Origin of the sequence: Mediterranea sp. ET5 (assembly GCF_023337025.1) — a bacterium.
Taxonomy (GTDB): Bacteria; Bacteroidota; Bacteroidia; order Bacteroidales; family Bacteroidaceae; genus Phocaeicola_A.
Window position 1 is genome coordinate 171,309 of the sequence record NZ_JAMBLN010000001.1, and the last position, 24,158, is coordinate 195,466.

The window sequence follows — 24,158 nt, forward strand, 5'->3', positions numbered from 1 at the left end:
GCTTAATTGACAGAACCAAATACACGTAACACAACCATTATGGAAAATAGAAAAGGTCTTATCATGGCACTCATCGGAGTGCTGATTGTTGGTCTTGCCATTGTCTCCTTCCTGCTGTTCCGCAGCCATTCCGCCAATCAGGAGATGCAGCAGCTCTTCGAAGTGGAGAAGGAAGAGATGGAGAACGAATACTCCAACTTCGCCAACCAGTATGACGAACTCCAAATCAAAATCAACAACGACTCCCTCTACCAGAAGCTGGAACAGGAGAAGCTCAAGACACAGCGTCTGCTGGAAGAGCTGCGCCAGGTGAAGTCCAGCAATGCCGCTGAAATCATGCGTCTGCGCAAAGAGCTGAAGACCGTACGTGCCGTCATGCGCACCTACATCATCCAGATCGACTCGCTCAATCGCATCAACCAGCAGCTGACGTCGGAGAACCAGAGCGTGAAGAAGAAGTACAACGAGGCAACCCAGCAAATCAGCAGCCTCTCAGAAGAGAAGAAGACCCTCAATGAGAAGGTGACTCTCGCCTCCCAGCTTGATGCCACCCACATCACCGTGACGCCGACCAACAAACGGGGCAAGAAGACAGACCGCATCAAACGTATCACCCGGCTCGACATCAGCTTCACCGTCGTGAAGAACATTACCGCCGAAACGGGACAGCGCACCCTCTATGTCCGCATCACCAAGCCGAACCAGGAAGTGCTGACCAAGAGTGCTGCCAACACCTTCCCCTATGAGAACCGCAACATCGCCTACTCCATCAAGAAGTACATCGAATACACGGGTGAAGAACAGAACGTGACCGTGTACTGGAATGTCGAAGAGTTCCTCCAGGCAGGTACCTACCGGGTGGACATCTTCGCCGACGGCAACCTCATCGGTTCGCAAACATTTGACTTGGATTGACGGGGCGTTTCCCCGATACCCTCCCCCTCCTGTCTTACCGACGGGAATGATACGTACGAGGCACGAAGACACGACATGGAACTCCATCCGGACGGCAGTTCCCTTTCATGTCTTCGTGCCTTGCTCGTTTACTCCCCACATGGAAAGGAAGATACCAACGGGTGAATAACCCTTTTTAACTTCGGTAACGTTATAAATTCCTAAAGGAGTATGGTTATTCAATCAATGCAGAGTTACTTTGCACACATCGTTGCATACGCAATTATTGCCGTGCAAAGAAAACCTCAACCACCTAAATTCAGGATAAGAAATATGAAGAAACTAATCGGCATCCTTCTGCTGTGTTCCGTTTGCAGTGCGGCACACAGTCAGACTGTCCTCAGCCTGGACAGTTGCCGGGCAATGGCTCTGCGCAACAACAAAGAGCTGCGCATTGCACGAGAAAAGACAAAGTCTGCACACTACGAACGCAAGGCGGCATTCACCAACTACCTGCCCAAGCTGTCTGCCACAGGCGCCTACCTGCACAACAACAAGGAACTCTCCCTCTTGAGCGACGACCAGAAGACAACCCTCACCAACATGGGGACCGGTCTGGCGACTGCCGTTCCCGCCCTGCAGGCACTGGGCGTGGACCAGCTGCTCAACTCCCTGGGCAGCACTGTCGTCAACGGATTGCGCACTGACACACGCAATGTCTATGCCGGCGCCGTCACCCTGACGCAGCCTCTCTTCATGGGAGGCAAGATACGCGCCTACAACCAGATTACGCGCTACGCCGAACAGCTCTCACGTGCCCAGGAGAATGCCGGCACGCAGGACATCATCCTCAGCACCGACGAAGCCTACTGGCAGGTGGTCTCACTCGCCAACAAGAAACGGCTTGCCGAAAGCTTCCTGGCACTGGTGAAGCAACTCGACAGCGACGTCGACAAGATGATACGCGAAGGGGTAGCCACCAAGGCGGACGGACTGTCCGTCAAGGTCAAAGTCAACGAAGCCGAAATGACTCTCACCAAGGTCAACGACGGACTGAGCCTCGCCAAGATGTTGCTTTGCCAGCTCTGCGGCATCGACGACCTGCACACCCCCATACAGCTGGCTGACGAAACGCTGGAGAACCTGCCCTTACCGACTTCCAGCACCGAAGCGGACGTGGCGATGGCATTCAACAACCGTCCGGAACTCATCAGTCTCGAACTTGCCCACAAGATTTACCGGCAGAAGGTGAACGTGGCACGCGCGGAGTTCCTGCCCAGCGTGGCACTGACGGGCAACTACCTCATCACCAACCCGTCGGTGTTCAACAGCTTCGAGAAGAAGTTCCGCGGCATGTGGAACGTCGGTGTCCTCGTCAGTGTACCCATCTTCCACTGGGGAGAAGGAGTCTACAAGGTGAAGTCTGCCAAGGCACAGGCCGAAGCCGTCCGCTACCAGCTCGACGAAGCCAAAGAGAAAATCGAGTTGCAGGTGAACCAGTGCGCCTTCAAAATCGACGAGGCGCTCCGCAAGCTGCAAATGACGGAAAAGAACATGGAGAAAGCCGACGAGAACCTGCGCTATGCCAACCTGGGCTTCAAGGAAGGCGTCATCCCGACCAGCAACGTGCTGGAAGCACAGACAGCTTGGCTCTCCGCCCAATCGGAGAAAATCGACGCACAAATCGACGTGAAGCTCACCGATGTCTACCTGAAGAAGGCGCTCGGCAAGCTCGGTCAGTGAATCCTCCCCAAGAATCAACAAGAACGTATAACATCAAAACCATTTTATAAAAGCCTACAACTATGCTTACAGAAAAACAACAGAACAAGAATATCATATTGGCACTCATCACCCTGGTGCTCGTCATCGGAGTGGTAGCCCTGGTGGGATACCTCACGTTGGGAAGGACCCCGGAAATCATTCAGGGACAGGCTGAAGCCGACGAATACCGTGTATCGAGCAAAGTGCCGGGACGCATCCTGGAGCTCCGCGTCAAGGAAGGACAGAAGGTGCACAAGGGCGACACTCTTGCCATTCTCGAAGCTCCCGACGTAGCAGCCAAACTGGCTCAGGCTGAAGCAGCCGAAGCTGCCGCACAGGCACAGCATGAGAAGGCGGAACGCGGCACACGCGCCGAGCAGCTGCAAGCCGCCTACGAGATGTGGCAGAAGGCGAAGGCTGGACTGGAGATTGCCGAGAAATCCTACAACCGCGTGAACCGCCTCTTCGAAGAGGGAGTGATGTCGGCACAGAAGCGCGACGAGGCTTACGCCAACTACAATGCCATGGTAGCCACGGAAAAGGCGGCACGTGCCCAGTATGACATGGCGCGCAACGGCGCACAACGGGAAGACAAGGCGATGGCGGCTGCCATGGTCGACCGTGCCAAGGGTGCCGTGGCTGAAGTAAACTCCTACATCAACGAGACCGTGCTGATTGCACAGGCTGACGGCGAAGTGACCGAGATATTCCCCAAGGTGGGCGAACTCGTGGGGACGGGCGCTCCCATCATGAATGTCACCCTCCTGGATGCCGTATGGGCCACGTTCAACGTCCGCGAGGACCTGCTGAAGGACTTCCAGATCGGACAGGAAATCACGGCATACGTCCCCGCCCTCGACCAGGAAGTGCACCTCAAGGTGTACTACATGAAGGACCTGGGCAGCTATGCGGCATGGAAGGCCACCAAGACGACCGGCCAATTTGACATGAAGACGTTCGAGGTGCGTGCCGAGCCGGCACACCCGCTACCCGGCCTGCGTCCCGGCATGAGCATCATAGTCAAAGGAATCGAGTAAGACAATCCGGCTTCCGCAAGTTCAGGCGGAATGCCAGCAAGAAACAACCAGAATCATGCGAATCCTCCTTCTTCGAATAGAGAGGCTCACCCTGCGGGAGCTCAAGCGGATGACAGCCCGTCCGCTATACCTCTTCTGCATGGTCATCGCCCCCCTGTTCTGTTACCTGTTCTTCACCACCCTGATGGGTAGCGGACTGCCGACCGGACTGCCGGTGGGCGTGGTCGACATGGACAACACCTCGACCACCCGTACCATCGTGCGCAACCTGGACGCCTTCCAGCAGACTGCCATCACCGCCCATTACAAGGACGTGACCGAAGCCCGCCAGGCGATGCAGCGCGGCGACATCTACGCATTCTACTACATCCCCGAAGGCACGACTGAAAAAGCCATCTCGGGCCGTCAGCCCCGCGTGTCGTTCTACACCAACGGCTCCTATCTCATTGCCGGCTCGTTGCTCTACAAGGACCTGCTCACCATTACCGAGCTTGCCAATGCGTCCGTGGGACAACAGACGCTGCTGGCAAAAGGCGCCACCGAACGGCAGGCGCTGGCGTTCCTGCAACCCATCCTCATCGACACCCATCCGCTCCACAACCCGTGGCTGAACTATTCCGTCTACCTGTGCAACACCTTGCTGCCCGGCGTGCTGATGCTGCTCATCTTCATGGTGACAGTCTACTCCATCGGCTCGGAAGTGAAGGAAGGGACGGCACACGAATGGATGAGGCTGGGGCACAACAACCTCAACCTCGCCTTGGCAGGCAAGCTGTTTCCGCAGACCATCATCTTCTTCATCATGGCAGCGGGCTACAACGTCTACCTCTACGGCGTGCTCCACTTCCCGTGCAACAGCGGCATCTTCCCCATGTTGCTTGCCTCGCTGTTGCTGGTGCTTGCCTCGCAGTCGTTCGGCATCTTCCTCTACGGCTTGTTGCCGACCCTGCGTTTCGCCCTGAGTGCCGCCTCGCTGTGGGGCGTCATCTCCTTCTCTATCTCGGGCTTCAGCTTCCCGGTGATGGCGATGCACCCGACCCTGCAGGCACTGAGCAACCTGTTCCCCCTGCGCCACTACTTCCTCATCTATGTGGACCAGGCGCTCAACGGCTACCCGATGAGCTATGCATGGGTGTCCTACCTCGCCCTGCTCGTGTTCGTGCTGCTGCCTCTGTTCATCCTGAAGCGGCTCCACAACGCCATCCTCTATTACCGCTACATACCCTAAACGAAAAGACATCATGAAACAAAATAACCTACGTACCGTATTCAAAGAAGGCTTCCTCGACATCTTCTATGTGTGGGGGATGGAGATGCGCAGCGTCCTCAAGGATGCCGGCGTGCTGATATTCTTCGTCCTCGTCCCCCTCGCCTATCCGCTGGTCTATGCCTTCATCTACACCAATGAGACCGTACGCGAGGTACCCGTTGTGGCTGTCGATGCGTCCCACTCCTCGCGCAGCCGCGAGTTTCTCCGTCGGGTGGACGGCACTGCCGATGTACATATCGTGGGCTATGCCGCCAACCTGGAAGAGGCGAAGCGCATCATGCGTGAGAAAGGTGCATACGGCAGCATCTACATCCCCGAGGAATTCAACGACAACCTGATGCGGGGCGAACAGGCATACGTCAGCATCTTCTGCGACATGAGCGGACTGCTCTACTACAAGGCGTTGCTGAGCTCGTGCACCGAGGTGTCGCTCGACATGAACAAGGACATCCAGGTGCAGCGGCTGGGCAACACGACCGCCCGTCAGGACGAAGTCAGCACGCAGCCCATCGAGTACACGTACGTCACCCTGTTCAATCCCCAGAACGGTTTTGCCTCCTTCCTCATCCCCGCCGTGCTGATGCTCATCATCCAGCAGACCCTGCTGCTGGGCGTCGGCCTGTCGGTCGGCACCCAACGGGAGGGAAACCGCTTCCGCGAGCTTGTCCCCATCAACCGCCACTACCACGGCACGTTGCGCATCGTGCTGGGCAAGGCACTGGTCTACCTGATGATTTACCTGCTGGTCGATGTCTACATCGTCTGTGTCGTGCCGAAGCTGTTCAGCCTCGTGCAGATACCCGACGTCGGCACACTGACTGCCTTCATGCTGCCCTACACCCTGGCGTGCATCTTCTTTGCCATGACGGCTTCCATCCTCATCCGCAACCGCGAGACGTGCATGCTCATCTATGTGTTCACCTCCGTCCCGTTGCTCTTCATCAGCGGAATCTCGTGGCCGGGTGCATCCATCCCGGCATTCTGGAAGGTATTCTCCTGGATATTCCCCTCGACCTTTGGCATCAACGGCTTTGTCCACATCAACACCATGGGGGCTACCCTGGGAGAAGTGGCTGCCGAGTATCGTGCCCTCTGGATACAGACGGGCGTATACTTCCTCACGACCTGCCTGGTCTACCGGTACCAGATTATCCGCAGCCGCAAGCTGTTGCTGAAGGAACGGGAGAAACAGCTGATGAGCCAACTGGCAACGGACAATTGATTACTTGCGGTTGCGGTAGTCAGTGGGCGACATGCCGCAATGCTTTCTGAAGTAACGTCCGAAGGTGGACTGGTCGGTGAAGTTCATCGCATCGGCAATCTCCTTGATGCTCATGGACGTCGTACTGAGGTAATGCTGTGCACGGACGATGGAGGCGGTCTCTATCCACTGGATGGCGGTGCGTCCGGTCTTTGCCTTTACGACCGACGAGAAGTAGTTGGGTGACAGATGCTGCTCGGTGGCATAGAAAGTCACCTTGCGTTCCCGGGTACAATGTTGCATCAGGGAATGGAAGAACCGGTTAAAGATGTTGTCCTCACGGCTCTGGGGAATCTCCTCCACCGGCGACCCTTCGAAATAAATCTCCAGCGCCTCCAGAAACAAAGCCTGCAAAAGGGTCCGGATCAGCAGACGGCGCATTGCCGCACCTTGTCCGGACTCCGTCTGCACGGACAACCGGGAACGGTCAAGCATCAGCTCCACCAGCTGCTCCATGCGCCCATACTGCGCTGAAGTGATGCGGATGCACGGATGACCGCGCAACAGCATCACGTCCTGCAAAGGCATGTCAGACAGGGTCGTGTAGAGCCGGTCCAGCTCCGTCAACAGCAGAAAGCCGTCGAAGTCATCGCTGTGGCGCACAATCCGTGTAGAGGTATAAGGAACATGAAAACACAGGAAACAGCCGTTCACCGGGTAGACACGGTCATTGACCAGGATGTCTGCCTGTCCCCGTCGGCAAAGGAAGAAACCAATCTCATTCTGTGCCGTCAAGCCATACGTGGCGTTCACTTCCGCCAGGTCCAATATACGAAACAATGACTTTTCCATCTGCATGCAGTTTGCCCGCAAAGATAAGGAAATATCCAAACTCCATAAAAGGACCATCCCTTTATAATAAGCCTAGCTGAAATAATCCGACAGACAGGAATCTCAACATACATTTCGCACCAAGCAGAGAAGGAAAAGGAAGCATCTGTCGGCTTTTTTCGTTGAAATTGCACAATTCTTCCCCTGTATTGCACTTCCGTCGATGAACGGGCTACCCTATCTTTGCCGATTCAAAAACGAGACTCAAATGTACAGGATAGGATTAGATGTAGGTTCTACCACCATCAAGACAATCGTGCTCGATGAGAGCGGCCGGATTGTTTATTCACGCTACGAACGTCACCACGCCAAAATACAGGAAAAGTTACTCGCCCTGCTATCGGACATCCGCACCCGGCTGGGCGATGCCGAGGTCACGCTCCGCCTGACAGGCTCTGTCGGGATGGGTATTGCCGAACGGTGTCGCCTCCCCTTCGTACAGGAGGTGGTCGCAGCGACCAACTACATCGCCCGCAACCATCGGGAAGTGTCTACACTGATTGACATCGGCGGTGAAGATGCCAAGGTCGTCTTCCTCCACGAGGGCGAAGCCACCGACCTGCGCATGAACGGCAACTGTGCCGGAGGTACGGGAGCTTTCATCGACCAGATGGCTATCCTGCTGAACGTGACTCCCGACGAGCTGGGGACCTTGGCGCTGAACGCCACACACATCTATCCCATCGCGTCGCGTTGTGGCGTATTCAGCAAGACAGACATCCAGAACCTCATTGCCAAGAACGCCTGCAAGGAGGACATCGCCGCCTCCATCTTCCACGCCGTTGCCGTGCAGGTCATCGTGACCCTGGCACACGGATGCGACATCACGGCGCCGCTGTTGTTCTGCGGAGGTCCGCTCACCTTCCTGCCTGCCCTGCGCAAAGCGTTCACCGACTACCTGCAACTGTCGCCCGACGAGGTCGTGCTGCCTGAAGACAGCCATCTGATACCCGCCTGGGGCTCTGCCTTGTCGGAGGAAGACAGCCAGCCGGTCCGCCTTTCCAGCCTGAGCGACTCCATCAACCGGCATTTGTCCGTCACCTACCAGCCTGCCGAAAGCCTGGAACCCATCTTCAGCGATGACGACGACTACCGCCGGTGGAAAGAACGCATCTCGCAAAGCCCCATCCGGGAAGGCAGCCTCCGACCCGGCGTTGAAGAAGTGACGCTGGGCATCGACTCCGGCTCGACCACAACGAAGATTGTCGTCCTCAACCGCCGGAACGAGCTGCTGTACACCTACTACCACGGCAACGACGGCAATCCGATAGCGACCGTGGAGAAAGGACTCCGCCTGTTCCGCGAACGGTGCGAAGAGGCGGGCACGCAAATCCGCATCACCGGCAGCTGCTCCACCGGTTATGGAGAAGACCTCATCAAGGCTGCCTTCCGCCTCAACGGAGGCATCATCGAAACCATAGCCCACTACATGGCAGCCCGTCATGTGACGAAGGATGTGTCCTTCATCCTCGACATCGGCGGACAGGACATGAAGGCAATGTTCGTATCGGGAGGGGTCATCAACCGCATTGAAATCAATGAAGCCTGCTCATCGGGATGCGGCTCGTTCATCGAGACGTTTGCCAAGTCACTGGGTCTCCCGGTGCAGGACTTTGCAGCCGAAGCCTGTCGTGCCACCCGCCCCTACGACCTGGGCACCCGCTGCACGGTGTTCATGAACTCCAAGGTGAAACAGGCACTCCGTGAGGGAGCCGGACTCGGAGACATCGCAGCCGGACTGTCCTACTCGGTCGTGAAGAACTGCCTGTACAAGGTGCTCCGCCTGAAGAGCACCGAGGAACTGGGACCGCACATCGTGGTGCAGGGAGGGACCATGAAGAATGACTCCGTGGTGCGTGCCTTCGAGAAACTCATCGGCAGAGAGGTGTTCCGCAGCAACCATCCGGAGCTGATGGGCGCCATCGGGTGCGCACTCTATGCCCGACAATATGCTTCAGCTGACGCCACGCTCGACGAAGTGCTGGGCAGCGCCTCCTACACCACCCGTCCGCAGAACTGCCACGGATGCGAAAACCAATGTCTCATCACGACCTACCGCTTCGCAAACGGCAACCGCTACTACTCGGGCAACCGCTGCGAAAAGGTATTTACCAATAAAGGTATGGAACAGCGACAGGGACAGAACGTCTATGCCCGGAAGGAGCATCTGCTGTTCGACCGCCACATCGAGGTGGAGCATCCCATAGCCGTCATCGGCATCCCGCGCTGCCTGAACCTGTACGAGGAGTATCCCTTCTGGCACACACTGCTCAACCGTTGCGGTCTGCGGACGGTACTGTCGGCGCCATCGAGCTTTGCCGCATACGAAGCCAAAGCCAAGCTGGTGATGTCGGACAACATCTGCTTCCCCGCCAAGTTGGCGCACAGCCACATCCAGGACCTTATCGACCGCCGGGTAGACCGCATCTTCATGCCCTTCGTCGTCTTCGAGAAACAGGAAAGCGGACAGAACAGTTACAACTGCCCCATCGTATCGGGCTATGCCGAGGTCATCAAGAGCGTGCAGCGTGTGGGCGTCCCCATCGACTCGCCGACGATAACCTTCAAGGACAAGGACCTGCTCTACAAGCAGTGCAAGGCGTATCTCCGGACGTTCAGCATCCCGGAAAAGACCATTCGAAAGGCGTTTGAAGAGGCTTTGAAGGAAGCGGACCGTTTTGAAGAACAGCTCATCGATGCCAACCGGCAGGTACTCGCGGCAGCCGACAGACAGACGCTGACCGTCCTGCTCGCCGGACGTCCCTACCACACCGACCCGTTGATTCAGCACAAGCTCTCGGACATGATTGCCGCGATGGGCGTCAACGTGCTGACCGACGACCTCGTCCGCCACACGTCCCTCCCCATGGAAGACGTGCACTACCTCTCGCAGTGGGCATATCCCAACCGTATCCTGAAAGCCGCCAAGTGGGTTGCCATGCAGGGACCGCACATCCAGTGCATGCAGATGACCTCGTTCGGATGCGGACCGGACGCCCTGCTCACCGACGAGACCCGCGACCTGCTGAAACGGTACGGGAAGACACTCACCCTGCTGAAGATTGACGACGTGAGCAACATCGGTTCCATCAAGTTGCGCGTCCGCTCTACCATCGAAAGCCTGCGCCTGTCGGGGAAGGAGGAGACACGTCCGGCTGTCCGTCCGTTCGTCACCACCCCGCCCTTCCGTGAGGAAGACCGGAAGCGGAAAATCATCGCCCCGTTCTTCACCCCGTTCATCTCTCCGCTGATTCCGCCCCTCATGAAGCTTGCCGGCTATGACGTGGAGAACCTGCCCGTGAGCGACACGGCATCCTGCGACTGGGGACTGAAGTACGCCAACAACGAAGTCTGCTATCCTGCCACCCTCATCGTGGGCGACATCGTGAAGGCCTTCAAGGAGGGACGTTACGACCCGGAAACGACTGCCGTAGCCATGACCCAGACGGGAGGACAGTGCCGTGCCTCGAACTACCTCTCGCTCATCCAGCGCGCCCTGTCAGAATCCGGTTTCGGACAGGTGCCCGTCATCTCCCTCACCTTCGGCGGACAGCTGGGCAACGAGCAGCCGGGCTTCCGTGTCAACTGGTTCAAGATGCTCCCGACCATCCTGAATGCGCTGCTCTTCTCCGACTGCATTGCCAAGCTCTACTATGCCACCATCGTGCGGGAGAAGGAAGAAGGGACTGCCGTCCGCCTCAAAGAGAAGTACCTGAACATCGCCAAACGGTTGATAGAGAACGGCAGTACGGACGAATGGCTTGCGACACTGCGCACGGCAGCAGCCGAGTTTGACGCCGCCGCCTGTGACCGGGACGTGCCCCGGGTAGGCATTGTGGGAGAGATTTTCCTCAAGTTCAACCCCTTTGCGCAAAAGAACATTTGCGAATGGCTCATCAGCCGACGCATCGAGGTCGTCCCTCCCCTCCTGACCGACTTCTTCGTCCAGGGATTCGTCAACTACAAGGTGAACCAAGACACCGGACTCCAGAAGAAGGTCGTACCCGGCAGCCTCATCCACTGGCTCTACAAGCTGGTATGGAGACGGATGGAGAAGTTCAACCGTGCCGGCAGCCGGTTCCGTCACTTCACCCCCTTTGCCAATGTGTTCGATGAGTCCAAGGAAGCTTCGCGCATCATCTCGCTCAGCGCCCAGTTTGGCGAAGGCTGGCTGTTACCCGGGGAAATCCTTTCCCTTGCGCGCCAACGGGTTGACCATGTCATCAGCCTGCAACCTTTCGGCTGTATTGCCAACCACATTGTCTCAAAAGGCATCGAGAAACGCATCAAGGACCTCTATCCCCAGATGCACCTGCTCTCACTTGACTTCGACAGCGGCGTGAGTGACGTGAACATCATGAACCGTCTGTTGCTGTTCACGAACAGTCTGAAGACCGAGGAGAGTCACGCATCAAGAACGGACCGGAACATTGCCGTCCGATAGCCTTCCCTCATCAAGCATCACGAAGGGCCGGTCTCCCCACGAGGAGGTCGGCTCTTGTTGTATCCGTTGCCGCCTGAAGCTGAACCTTGTCCCGCCTCTCCAGCAAGGCCATCGTATTCCCACGCCGTGGGACCGTGAGTTCCACGCCGTGGGACTGACAGTCCCAGCGCCTGGAACTCGAAGTCCCAAAGGCTGGAACCCGGAGTCCCACGCCGTGGAAATACGGTTGGGACTCTCTTTTGGGGAATAACGGAAGAAGATTGGTTCCTGGAAAAGAGCTGTAGAGTTGAAAATGGAGTAAATTACCTACTCAAGTTTCGCATGGGCTCAACCTATCTGTGGACAAGACGTCAAGAGACCACAACTGGAGCCTGCGAAAGTGGAACCAACAACAAAAAGCAACGTGAATGGCATCAGTAAGAGTGAAATTCCGCCCCTCTTCCAATACCACTGACGATGTATTGTGCGAGGCACGGTTGGGCAAGTGTTGCCAAGAGCAAAAACATACCGCTTTCCGTCATCAGTGAAGGTATGGGACACGACTCGGAGGAAACCACACGAATCTATCTTGCATCGCTGGATTCCTATGTGATTGACCAGGCAAACAGCCTTATCCTGAAAGGGCTGTGAGGGCTTAACTAAGCTGTTTATCCAGGCATTTATCTCTAAGCAAGAGATAAATGTACGGCAGGTCATATAATTCTAAGAATCATGGAATTGTTTGGAGTATTGAACAAACTAAAAACAAAATATTATGAACTTAAATAATATCCTACAGAAGCTTGAAAAGAACAAATACCAAGAGTATTTGCCCACTTCGAAATCACGTTGGGAAACTCTTAGAGAAAGTTTTCGCCCAGTAGAAATTAAAACGCTACTCGTTGGAGAGGCGCCGCCTGACGGAGGTACAAGGTTCTTTTATCATGACGATGTGCCTCAACATGACAATTTATTTTTAGCTGTTATGAAAGTTCTATACCCAACTGAAGCTAAAGCATATAAAATAAGAAGAACACCCAAAGCCAAAAAGGCACTTTTGGAAAGGTTTAAGGCTGATGGCTTTTATCTAATGGATTTGTATCCTATGCCATTAGATCAAAAGCCCAAAGGAAAAGGCGCGTCTTTCTTTTCTAAAGTATTCATGGAGAAGCTCAAACAAGAGACTTTAGCCGAAGATTGTCGCATTATTCTTCTTAATCCTGCAAAGAAATTGGAACAACCATTGAAAGATCTTGGTTATAAGGTTTTTGTTGTGCCTTTTCCATTATATGAGGGGAAGGTAAAATTCATTCAGCAATTCGGAGAAATAGTAAAAAACAAATAAATATGGAAAGGCTGAGGATGCAGAGCCTTGACGTGACAAGCTCAAACATAGACAAGATTGCGCGGCTGTTTCCGCAATGCGTAACGGAACACAAAGATAAGGATGGCAAGACGGTGCTGGGCATTGACTTCGAGAAACTGCGTGACGAACTGTCTTCCGACGTAATAGACGACGGTGAGGAACGCTACCAGTTCACTTGGCCGGACAAGAAAGCTCACGCACACTTGGCTAATACGCCGACCAACAAGACGTTGCGCCCTTGCCGGGAAGAAAGTGTGGACTTCGACCATACACAGAACCTTTACATTGAGGGCGATAACCTCGACGTGCTGAAAGTGCTTCGGGAGACATATCTCGGTAAAGTGAAAATGATTTATATCGACCCACCTTACAACACTGGTAACGACTTTGTTTATAACGACGACTTCTCACAGAGTGCGGATAAGTATCAAGAGAACAGCGGGCAGACGGATGAAGAAGGAAACCGCTTGGTTCAGAATACGGAATCAAACGGACGTTTTCATACGGATTGGCTGAATATGATTTATCCACGGTTGAAAGTGGCGAAGAACTTGCTAGCAGAGGATGGAGTGATATTTATTTCGATTGATGACAATGAGGTGGAAAACTTGAAGAAAGTTTGTAATGAAGTATTTGGAGAGGGGAATTTCATTGCACAACTGATATGGGAAAAAGCGTATTCACCGAAAAACGATGCCCGATTTATTTCAAACAGCCATGACTACATATTGATGTATGCAAAAAGCATAGATACCTTTACAATAGGTAGATTGCCACGGACAGAAGAAGCAAATGCTCGATATTCTAATCCTGATAATGATCCAAGAGGAGATTGGAAGCCAAGTGATATGTCTGTAAAAACATATAGTGCAGATTGTGATTATCCCATCACGACTCCCTCCGGCCGTGTCGTAGAGCCTCCAGCAGGACGCTGCTGGAGTCTCTCGCCGAAAGCTTTCGGCGAGAGACTCCGCGATAATAGAATTTGGTTTGGAACAGATGGAAATAGTGTACCTTGTATTAAGCGATTTCTTTCTGAACTTAAATTTGAAGGAATGGCTCCAACCTCCATCTTGTTTTATAAAGAAGTGGGTCATAGTCAGGAAGGGGCTAAAGAAGTTGTAGCTCTTTTTGGAGATAAAGGAGTATTTGATGGGCCAAAGCCTGTGAGGTTGTTGCAGCGACTTATTACTTTGGCTAATCTTAAAGATGATTCTATTGTTTTGGATTTCTTTTCGGGTTCGGCTACAACGGCTCATGCGCTGATTAAAACAAATGCAGAAAAAAACACTCACTGCAAATTTATAATGGTGCAATTACCGGAAGAGGTCAGCGAAACAAAGAAAGACCAAGGCTACAAGACCATCTGCGAGATAGGCAAAGAACGCATCCACCGCGCCGGAAAGAAAATCAAGGAAGAAAACGCAGACAAGGAGGGCATCGACAAATTAGATATCGGCTTCCGCGTGTTGAAGTTGGACAGCTCTAATATGCAAGATGTGTATTACACACCACAGGAGTTTACCATGAACGACCTCTTTGCCGACAACGTGAAACCCGACCGCACGGCGGAAGACCTGCTCTTCCAAGTGATGCTGGACCTGGGTGTAGAACTTTCCGCCACCATCGAGCAACGGACGATGAACGGCAAGCAGGTATTCTTCGTCAACGACAACTACCTGGTTGCCTGTTTCGACACGGACATTACGGAAGACACCATCAAGGCGATAGCCAAGCTGAAGCCTTATTACTTCGTGATGCGCGACAGTTCGCTGGCTTCGGACAACGTGGCGGACAACTTCGACCAACTGTTTGAGACTTACAGCAAGGACACCATCCGCAAAATCGTGTAAGCCCTATGAAATTCCAATTCAAGATACAGCAATACCAGACGGATGCTGTGGAGAATACGGTCAGCGTATTTGCCGGACAACCCTCGCACGACCCGGCGACATACCGCCGCGACGTGGGACGTGAGCGACTGAAACTGGACGAAACCGGATACCGCAATGCAGAGGTAGAACTCGACGCGAAGCAGTTGCTGGAAAACATCCGCCAGGTGCAGCGCGAGAGCAACATACCCCTGTCGGACAAACTGGTGACGGTCGGCGGCATGGGCGTGTGCCACCTCGACATCGAGATGGAAACGGGTACGGGAAAGACCTACGTGTACATCAAGACCATGTTCGAGCTGAACAAACGCTACGGCTGGAGCAAGTTCATCGTGGTCGTACCGAGCATTGCCATCCGCGAAGGTGTGTACAAGAGCTTCTCCATGCTGGAAGACCACTTCATGGAGCATTACGGACGAAAGGCGCGTTACTTTGTGTACGACAGCGGAAACCTGAACCTGCTGGACAGCTTTTCGAGCGACGGAGGCATCCATGTGATGATTATCAACACGCAGGCATTCGCTGCCTCGCTGAAAGAAGGCGGACGGAGCAAGGAGAGCCGCATCATCTATGACAGGCGCGATGCATTCGGCAGCCGAAGGCCCATCGACGTGATTGCCGCCAACCGTCCGATTATCATCATGGACGAACCGCAGAAGATGGAGGGCGAGGCCACACAGACCGGACTGAAACGCTTTACGCCGCTGTTCGTACTGAACTACTCTGCCACGCATAAGACCAAGCACAACACGGTGTATGCCCTCGATGCCCTGGATGCCTACAAGGAAAAGCTGGTGAAGCGCATCCAGGTGAAAGGCTTCGAACTGAAGAACCTGCAAGGTGCGAATACCTACCTGTACATAGACAGCATTATCCTCTCCAAGAAAGAACCGCCTATGGTCAGGATGGAGCTGGAGGTGAAACGGAATGGGGGCATAAGACGGGAGTCAAGGAAGCTGGCATACGGCGATGACCTGTTTGTGGTGTCCGACCTGAACCAATATAAAGGTTATGTGATTTCCGACATCAATCCCTACCGCAACACGGTGACTTTCCTCAACGGCGTTACGTTGCGCAAGGGTGAAGTGACAGGCGACGTGAGCGAGCTCGCCTTGCAACGGGTACAGATACGCGAGACCATCCGTTCGCACTTCGAGAAAGAACGTGAACTGTTCGCGAAAGGCATCAAGACGCTTTCGCTGTTCTTTATTGACGAAGTAGCGAAATACAAGAGCTACGACGAACAGGGGAACGAGGTAAAAGGCGTGTTCCAACAAATATTTGAGGAGGAATACACAAGCTTGCTCAACGAGAACCTTTCCCTGTTCGATGACGCTTACCAAGCCTACCTGCGTCGCTTCCAAGTGCAGGAAATACATGGCGGCTATTTCTCCATCGACAAGAAGAGCGGTCGTGCCATAAACAGCAAGACAAGCAGGAAAAGCGACCTATCGGACGACATTTCCGCCTATGACCTGATTCTGAAAAACAAAGAGCGTTTGCTAAGCTTTGACGAACCTACACGTTTCATCTTCTCACATTCCGCCCTGCGCGAGGGTTGGGACAATCCCAACGTATTCCAAATCTGCACCTTGCGTCACAGTAACTCGGAAGTAAACAAACGGCAGGAAGTGGGACGAGGATTACGCCTCTGCGTAGACAAGGACGGCAACCGCATGGACAAGGAGATGCTGGGCGACCGGGTGCATGACATAAACAAGCTGACCGTCATCGCCAACGAGAGTTACAGCACCTTCGTAGACGACCTGCAGAAGAAGACACGCGAATCACTGCGCGAGCGTCCGCGACAAGCCACAATGGACTTCTTCAAGGACAAGACCGTGCTGCTCGCCGACGGCGCAAAGCATGTGATTACGGAGAACGAAGCGATTTCCATCCATGCCTACCTTTACGACAACGCATATATCGACGAACACGGCGTAGTGACCCAACGCTACAAAGACGATTTGCTGGAGAGTCGTGTAGCTGCATTGCCTCATCGACTGGAGCCAATGACACACAGCATCCACACGCTGGTACAAAGCACTTATGACGAAAACGTCTTGCTGGACGAAATGATAGAGGACGGCAACCAAACGCAGTCGCCTGAAAACAAACTGAACGAGAATTTTGCCAAGAAGGAGTTTCAGGAGTTGTGGCACAGCATCAATCACAAGTACGTCTATACCGTGCATTACGATAGTGATGAACTCATCCGCAAAGCCGTTGATGCCATTGACAAGGAACTGTATGTGACAGAACTGAAATACATTCTGACCGAGGGAACGCAGCAGGCTGCTGACCAATTCGGCGACACGCGCACCACGACCAAGAAGATAGGAACGGTAAGCACCTCAACCGTGAAGTACGACCTTGTGGGCGAGATAGCCAAAGGTGCGACACTGACCCGCCGCACGGTGGTAGCTATCCTGAAAGGCATCAGCCAAGCCAAGCTCTATATGTTCCGCAATAATCCGGAAGAGTTCATCCGGAAGGCCATCCGCATCATTAAGGAACAAAAGGCCACCATGATAGTGGAGCACATCAGCTACAACCGAATGGAGGAAACTTATGACAGTACCATCTTCACACAGGAGAAACATACGCAACCGATAGAAAAGGCTTACCCTGCCAGAAAGCATGTCATGGACTATGTGTTCCCCGACAGCAAAGGTGAGATTGAATTTGCCGGGAATCTTGACAGTGCTACCGAGGTTTGTGTCTATGCCAAGTTGCCTCGCACATTTCAAATCCCGACACCCGTAGGCAATTATTCTCCCGACTGGGCAATTGCCTTCAATAAGGGCACGGTGAAACATATCTTCTTCATTGCCGAAACCAAAGGCTCCATGGGTACAATGGAACTGCGCGGTGTGGAGAAAGCGAAGATTGAATGTGCCGAACAGCTGTTTAACAAGGCATCGACCAGCTGCGTACGCTACCACCAAGTAAAGGACTATCAGAATCTACTGGATGTCATGAAGGCGTTAGAGTGATATTAAGCCTTCACTCTTAAACCCGGCATACCAAACGCAAAGCAGCGAAGCTGTTCTCAACGGGGTCAAGCTTCGCTGCTCTGTCATATCACGGCAGGCATTACGCCTGCATACTATACCATATCCTGGATATCAACCGAAGTTATCGAACATCAGGTTCTTCATCGGAACACCCAAGCTGTCGAGCATACCCTCTACCGCCTTGCTCATCGGACCAGGACCGCACATGTAGTACTCTATGTCTTCAGGAGCTTCATGGTCCTTCAAGTAGGTGTCATAAATAACCTGGTGAACAAATCCCGGAGTATACTTCACGCCCGCAGCATCGGCAGCCGGGTCGGGACGGTCCAAAGCCAAGTGGAAAGAGAAATTCGGGAAATCACGTTCCAACTGAAGGAAGTCTTCCAGATAGAACACTTCATTGAGTGCACGGGCACCATAGAAGTAAGACATCTTGCGGTCAGTCGTATGCAATGTGCGAAGCATATGCATAATCTGTGCGCGCAACGGAGCCATACCGGCACCACCACCAATCCACATCATCTCACGCTTGGAGTCGAAAATCGGATGGAAGTCTCCATAAGGACCGCTCATCGTCACCTTGTCACCAGGCTTCAACGTGAATATGTAGGAAGAAGCTATACCCGGCATCACGTCCATGAAGCCAACTTGGGGTTTCGGCTTGAAGGGCGGAGTGGCGATACGGACAGTCAGCATGATGCGGTCCCCTTCTGCCGGATAATTCGCCATCGAATAGGCACGTACCGTAGGTTCGTCATTCTTGCATTTCAAACCAAACAGTCCGAACTTCTCCCACGACGGAAGGTATTCCTTGCCAATCAGGTCCTTGTCAATATCCTTGTCATAATCCATGGAATAAGTAGGAATCTTTATCTGTGCATACGAACCGGGGATAAAGTCCATGTGCTCACCGGGAGGCAATGCAACAATAAACTCCTTGATAAAGGTTGCCACGTTCTTGTTGGAGATGACTTCGCACTCCCACTCCTTGACACCCATTACCGAATCGGGAACCTTGATGCTCATGTCACCTTTCAATTTCACCTGACAGCCCAAGCGCCAATGGTCCTGACGCTGCTTACGGTTGAAATGAGGCAATTCGGAAGGCAGAATCTCACCTCCACCTTCTATTACCTGACACTTACATTGTCCACACGAGCCCTTACCTCCACAAGCCGAAGACAGGTAGATGCCATTTACAGCCAGTGTGTTCAGCAGGGTGGAACCGGATTCCACTTCAAGTGTATTTTCCCCATTGATGGTAAGCTTCACGTTGCCCGAAGGAACCAGGTATTTCTTGGCCACCAGCAGGACGATTACCAATATCAGCATAACGGAGAGGAAAACCGCTATACTCGCAAAGATTAACTGTGTATTCATGTCGTTACGATTACTCTTTGTTCATTATATCTTCAGTCCAGAGAAACACATGAAGGCCATTGCCATCAGACCTACCACAATGAATGTGATGCCCAATCCCCGCAATGGAGCAGGCACATTGGAGTAAGCCATCTTTTCACGGATGGCAGCCAAGCCTACGATGGCAAGCATCCAGCCGATACCTGAACCTAACGCATAAGATATGGCATCCGCCACACCACCGATAAACTGCGGGTCTGATTCACCCTTCACGATGCGTTGCTGCATAAACAGCGAGGCACCCATGATGGCACAGTTTACGGCAATCAACGGAAGGAAGATACCCAATGAAGCATAGAGGGAAGGGCTGAAACGCTCTACCACCATCTCCACCAGCTGGGTAATGGCGGCAATCACAGCAATAAACAGGATGAAGCTCAAGAAACTGAGATCAATACCAAAGATACCATCCGCTGAAAGCACACGAGTCTGCAGCAGATAGTTTACAGGGAGCGTCACCACCAAAACGAAAGTGACGGCAATGCCTAATCCCACGGCTGTCTTCACGGTCTTTGACACGGCAAGGTATGAACACATGCCCAGGAAGAAGGCAAATATCATGTTGTCGACAAATATCGAACGAACAAATAGACTTAACAGATGTTCCATAAGTTACAAAATTAAGGGGTTGATAGCGGCTTTGCCGATTATTTGTCTTGCAATTCCTTGTGACGGCTGCGCTGCCACCAGATGATGCAGGCGACAATCACAAGAGCCATGGGAGGCATCACCATCAAACCATTGTTTATATAACCGGCATCGTAAACTGACTGCGGGATGATGCGGAAACCCAGCAATGTGCCGGAACCTAACAATTCGCGGAAGAACGCCACAATGACGAGAATCTTGGCATAACCCAGTCCGTTGCCCAGACCATCAAGGAACGATTCCCAAGGACCGTTGGACATGGCGAAGGCTTCCAGACGTCCCATCAGGATACAGTTGGTAATAATCAATCCGATATAGACCGAAAGCTGTACACTCACATCATAGGCAAAAGCCTTCAGAATTTCACTCACAATCGTCACCAACGCAGCGACTACAACCAGCTGCACGATGATGCGGATGCGGTTAGGGATTGTACGGCGGATGAGCGAAATGATGACATTGGAGAAACCCGTAATGATGGTCACAGAGAGACCCATCACGATGGCAGGCTCCAGCTTGGCCGTCACCGCCAATGCCGAACAGATGCCCAGCACTTGCACCGTCACGGGGTTGTTCAGACCGAGCGGTGTGGCAAATACTTCTTTGTTTTTCTTGGAAAATAATTGGCTCATATTGCTTCTGTCCTCCTATTCTTTTGAAGTTAAAAACTTGATGTAGTTGCCCAGACAGTTCTTCAACATCTGGTCGACACCGTTGGAAGTGATGGTTCCGCCGGAGATACCGTCAACCTGACAAGCCGGGTTCTCCACCTTACCATGTTTCATCACGCCCAGCACGACCTTGTCGGCATCCAGTGCCTGCTTGCCGACGAACTGCCCTTTGAAGGCATCCGTGACAATCTCCGCACCCAAACCGGGAGTCTCACTGGCATGGGAGAAGTATACTCCATAGACGGAACTCTTGTCAGCGTTAAGTGCCACGTAGCCCCATAAGGCTCCCCACAAACCTGTACCATATACAGGGATGACATACTTGGTCTCACCTTCTACCTCGCAGACAAAGACGTGCAAGCGTCCGTGTTCCTTCACCTCCTTCTCGTAGGAAGTGGCAAAGTCCCGGTCATCCACCTTCTCATCGAGGCGACCTTCGGCGTCCATCAGGCAGTCGGCCTTCACGTAACGGGCATACTCGGCATTGACATCTTTCACACCGGTCACATGGAGGGCTGAAAGAATCTGCTTCTTGGTGTCCATCTTGATATTCTCATCCTGACGACTGCGGAGCGAAGAGTTGACAAATGCCAACAGGAACGCCACCACAATCACCATGACCGCAGCATATATTAATGTATAGACATTGCTGTTCGTATCTCTTTTCTTCTTGGCAGGCTTGGTGGGGTCCCCGGGCTGCTCCACCTCCTTGAACTGAGTACCCGGCGCTTTGCATACCGGACACTGGGAAGGAGCAGACTCACCTTCGTAGACATAGCCACAGACCTGACAAACAAATTTCTTTGTAGCCATATTCCTTTTCTTATTTTTGGGTAGATACACGTTTCATTCTTCGGGAGATGTTGCCCTGCACCACACAATAGTCAATCAGCGGAGCAAAGACATTCATCAACAGGATAGCCAGCATCATGCCTTCGGGATAACCCGGGTTCAGCACACGGATGATGATGGCCATGGCACCAATCAGGAAACCATAAATATACTTACCGGTCTCCGTACGTGCGGAGGTCACCGGGTCGGTTGCCATGAACACGGCACCGAAACAGAAGCCTCCCAGACAGAGATGCTCGTACCAAGGCATGTGGGCCATGGCAGTGTCTATGCCCGACACGTTGAACAGTCCTGCAACAACAGCACCGCCCACAAATACAGAGAGCATGGTCTTCCAGCTGGCAACGCCCGTCCACAAGAGAATAACAGCACCGATAAGGATGGCAATCACACTGGTCTCACCGATAGAACCGGGGATAAGACCGGTCACCATATCCCATGAGAACGGCGGGAAGGCATCGGCAGCCTTGGCGGTAGAAGCAATACCCAGCGAAGTGGCAGCAGTCATTCCGTCAACCGTCTGTCCCAAGCCGAAAATGCTGTCGCCCGAGACCCAGACCGATTCACCCGACATCTTGGTCGGATAGGCAAAGAAAAGGAAAGCACGGGTTACCAGCGCCACATTGAACACGTTCATACCGGTACCACCAAAGACTTCCTTGGCAAAAATTACAGAGAAGGCTGTTGCAATCGCCAACATCCAAAGCGGACAGTCCACGGGGACAATCATCGGGATCAAAATACCCGTAACCAGAATACCTTCATGGATTTCCTCGCCCTTCCATTGCGCCACGGCAAACTCAATGCCCAGTCCGACTACATAGGACACAATAATCTTGGGCAACACGGCAAGCAGTCCATAGAAGAACATCTCCCAGAATCCGGCGGTCATCGGCGTCTGCGTAAACGCTGCGACATGAGTAAAATGCTGGTATCCGACGTTGTACATGCCAAACAACAAGGCCGGCAGCAGAGCGATGACCACCAATATCATGATACGCTTGCTGTCAATCGCATCATGGATATTCGTACCCGTACGCGATGTCGTGTGGGGGACGAACATAAATGTCTCCATACCATCGAAAAATGAATGGAGCGCATGCAGACGTCCACCCTTTTCAAAGTTGGGCTTTATCTTGTTTAAATAGTTTCTTAATCCTTTCATACGAATCTTTCTATCATTGAATATATGAATTGTCAGTCATTCCTATTGTCAATTCTGTTACTCTCCTTCAATTTCCTGACGCAACAAATCCAAGCCTTCGCGTACGATGCGTTGCAGTTCCAGCTTCGACGAATCGACAAATTCACACAAAGCGAAGTCCTCGGGAGCCACTTCATAGATACCCAATGCCTCCATCCGCTCTATGTCACCTGCCAGGATCGCCTTGATGAGGAACTCAGGCAGGATATCCATAGGCAGCACACGGTCGTATTCACCGGACATGATCATGTGGCGTTCGCCTCCTTTCACACGGGCATCCAGTGTATATTCGCGCTTACGGCCGAACAACCAGCTGAAGTAGGCATGGCTTGTGCTGAAGTCATTCAGACGGGGACTGATCCAGCCGAAGAATTCATCGACATCACTTCCTTCGGGAATGACAGTCACCTGTGTCGAGTGTGCACCCAGGAAGCCATCGGCTGTCGTCGGATGTCCCGTCAGCACGTTTCCATCAATGACACGAACCACACGGTCTCCCAGAACGACACGGCCTTTCAGCAGCGTGGACAACTGTACGCCCACTTTCATACGGACGTATGCCGGAGTCGTTACCTCGGAACCAGCCAGAACAATCGTACGGGTCAGGTCCACATGTCCGGTCCGCAAGGTACGTCCGATGAAAATCACATCTTCCGCTCCCAGCGTCCACACCTGTTCGCCTTTGTTAATCGGGTCCACATGGTGAATCTGTATACCTACATTGCCTGCGGGATGCGGTCCGTCAAAAAGGTGGACACGCACATTCTTGGCATTTCTCAAAGCCGGACTCTGCTGACGGACGCTGACACCCAGATGCACCGGTGCCAGACATGCCAACACATCCAGACCGGACTGGAAGTCTGCCTCCTGCCCCTTCAACACAAATTCAAAATCAGGAGCTAAAGGCTTCGAGTCAAAAGCCGACACGAAAATAGCTTTGGGATGATTGTCCGGAGATGCCGTAATGTCATAAGGTCGCTGACGAAAGAAGGCAAAAAAACCTGTACGCATCAGCCATGCCTTTGCATCATCAGCCTTCATGCGTGACACATCAGGACGTTCAAACTCCACATACTCCTGCCGGGAGTCAGCTTGCACACGGATACTCAGTACCCGACGGCGCTCGCCACGATCCACACCCAGCACCGTGCCGCTCACAGGCGACACAAAATTCACCTCAGGATGGTTCTTGTCTACGAACAGCGGCTCTCCGGCTTTCACAGCATCACCTTCATGCACGGTCACTTTCGGCATGATGCCGGTGAAATCGGCAGGCATCAACGCATACACCTCCGGCTCGTCTACACGGAGTATTTCCGGCGCAGGTTTACCCTTCAGGTTGATGTCAAGCCCCTTTCGCAGTTTGATAACATTTGCCATATACTATTTATATATTATTAGATGATTCTCTCCAATTGTAGTTCAAAAGTATTTACCGCCATCCGGCAAAGCTTTCCTAAGATTCTGTCAGACAGGGGTGCCACAAAGATACGATTATTCTTCCCATCTACGATAAGACTTGGCGGTAAAAAGTGACACCCCTGTGTACCGTGTTCGTTAACAGATGAACAAAAAAACATGCGGTTCCCGATTTTGAAAACTCAATGTA

At 53.0% G+C, this 24,158-nt stretch carries 16 protein-coding genes and 1 pseudogene; 10 read left to right on the forward strand and 7 right to left on the reverse strand.

Annotation, left to right across the window (positions count from 1 at the left end; genetic code table 11):
* Nucleotides 1-39: 39 nt before the first annotated feature.
* From M3087_RS00720 to M3087_RS00740, 5 genes are all read left to right on the forward strand, one after another.
* Nucleotides 40-915: a hypothetical protein gene (locus M3087_RS00720; RefSeq protein WP_022383430.1), complete on the forward strand. Its 876-nt coding sequence runs from the start codon at nt 40-42 to the stop codon at nt 913-915.
* Between the two features lie 312 nt (nt 916-1,227).
* Nucleotides 1,228-2,637, forward strand: a complete 1,410-nt coding sequence (locus M3087_RS00725; RefSeq protein WP_249093027.1) for a TolC family protein — start codon at nt 1,228-1,230, stop codon at nt 2,635-2,637.
* 62 nt (nt 2,638-2,699) lie between these two features.
* Complete coding sequence (locus M3087_RS00730) at nt 2,700-3,695, forward strand: HlyD family secretion protein (protein WP_106485187.1); 996 nt, start codon at nt 2,700-2,702, stop codon at nt 3,693-3,695.
* A 55-nt stretch (nt 3,696-3,750) separates the two neighbouring features.
* Entirely contained in the window at nt 3,751-4,923 is a 1,173-nt protein-coding gene (locus tag M3087_RS00735) for an ABC transporter permease (protein WP_249093029.1), read from the forward strand.
* A 13-nt stretch (nt 4,924-4,936) separates the two neighbouring features.
* A complete protein-coding gene (locus M3087_RS00740) occupies nt 4,937-6,187 on the forward strand; it encodes an ABC transporter permease (protein ID WP_106485189.1) in 1,251 nt (416 codons plus the stop codon).
* Here M3087_RS00740 and M3087_RS00745 read toward each other — a convergent pair whose 3' ends face one another.
* Nucleotides 6,188-7,018: a helix-turn-helix domain-containing protein gene (locus M3087_RS00745; RefSeq protein ID WP_157948262.1), complete on the reverse strand. Its 831-nt coding sequence runs from the start codon at nt 7,016-7,018 to the stop codon at nt 6,188-6,190.
* A gap of 247 nt (nt 7,019-7,265) precedes the next feature.
* Between M3087_RS00745 and M3087_RS00750 the strand changes: the two genes are divergently transcribed.
* The 5 genes and pseudogenes from M3087_RS00750 to M3087_RS00770 all read left to right on the forward strand — a co-directional run bounded on the left by M3087_RS00750 (nt 7,266) and on the right by M3087_RS00770 (nt 17,734).
* Nucleotides 7,266-11,501 (forward strand): acyl-CoA dehydratase activase, encoded by a 4,236-nt coding sequence (locus M3087_RS00750; protein ID WP_249093030.1) that lies wholly within the window; start codon nt 7,266-7,268, stop codon nt 11,499-11,501.
* 432 nt (nt 11,502-11,933) lie between these two features.
* Nucleotides 11,934-12,131 (forward strand): annotated as a pseudogene (locus tag M3087_RS00755) (site-specific integrase); the annotation flags it as partial.
* A gap of 124 nt (nt 12,132-12,255) precedes the next feature.
* Nucleotides 12,256-12,825 carry a hypothetical protein gene (locus M3087_RS00760; protein WP_249093032.1) on the forward strand — a complete coding sequence of 190 codons (570 nt, stop codon included), beginning with the start codon at nt 12,256-12,258 and terminating at the stop codon, nt 12,823-12,825.
* A 2-nt stretch (nt 12,826-12,827) separates the two neighbouring features.
* A complete protein-coding gene (locus M3087_RS00765) occupies nt 12,828-14,699 on the forward strand; it encodes a site-specific DNA-methyltransferase (RefSeq protein WP_249093034.1) in 1,872 nt (623 codons plus the stop codon).
* 5 nt (nt 14,700-14,704) lie between these two features.
* Complete coding sequence (locus M3087_RS00770; RefSeq protein WP_249093036.1) at nt 14,705-17,734, forward strand: type III restriction-modification system endonuclease; 3,030 nt, start codon at nt 14,705-14,707, stop codon at nt 17,732-17,734.
* A 132-nt stretch (nt 17,735-17,866) separates the two neighbouring features.
* On the opposite strand, the gene nqrF is transcribed toward M3087_RS00770, so the two are convergent.
* Genes nqrF through M3087_RS00800 form a run of 6 tightly spaced genes read right to left on the reverse strand, consistent with a single transcriptional unit; the run spans nt 17,867 to nt 23,929 of the window.
* A complete protein-coding gene (nqrF, locus tag M3087_RS00775; RefSeq protein ID WP_249093039.1) occupies nt 17,867-19,135 on the reverse strand; it encodes an NADH:ubiquinone reductase (Na(+)-transporting) subunit F in 1,269 nt (422 codons plus the stop codon).
* A gap of 24 nt (nt 19,136-19,159) precedes the next feature.
* Nucleotides 19,160-19,783 (reverse strand): NADH:ubiquinone reductase (Na(+)-transporting) subunit E, encoded by a 624-nt coding sequence (gene nqrE / locus M3087_RS00780; RefSeq protein ID WP_022383420.1) that lies wholly within the window; start codon nt 19,781-19,783, stop codon nt 19,160-19,162.
* Between the two features lie 38 nt (nt 19,784-19,821).
* Complete coding sequence (locus M3087_RS00785; RefSeq protein ID WP_022383419.1) at nt 19,822-20,454, reverse strand: NADH:ubiquinone reductase (Na(+)-transporting) subunit D; 633 nt, start codon at nt 20,452-20,454, stop codon at nt 19,822-19,824.
* Nucleotides 20,455-20,469: 15 nt separating this feature from the next.
* A complete protein-coding gene (nqrC, locus tag M3087_RS00790; protein WP_262918837.1) occupies nt 20,470-21,306 on the reverse strand; it encodes an NADH:ubiquinone reductase (Na(+)-transporting) subunit C in 837 nt (278 codons plus the stop codon).
* A 10-nt stretch (nt 21,307-21,316) separates the two neighbouring features.
* Nucleotides 21,317-22,510 (reverse strand): NADH:ubiquinone reductase (Na(+)-transporting) subunit B, encoded by a 1,194-nt coding sequence (locus M3087_RS00795; protein ID WP_022383417.1) that lies wholly within the window; start codon nt 22,508-22,510, stop codon nt 21,317-21,319.
* Nucleotides 22,511-22,567: 57 nt separating this feature from the next.
* Nucleotides 22,568-23,929: a Na(+)-translocating NADH-quinone reductase subunit A gene (locus tag M3087_RS00800; RefSeq protein WP_249093041.1), complete on the reverse strand. Its 1,362-nt coding sequence runs from the start codon at nt 23,927-23,929 to the stop codon at nt 22,568-22,570.
* Nucleotides 23,930-24,158 lie beyond the last annotated feature (229 nt).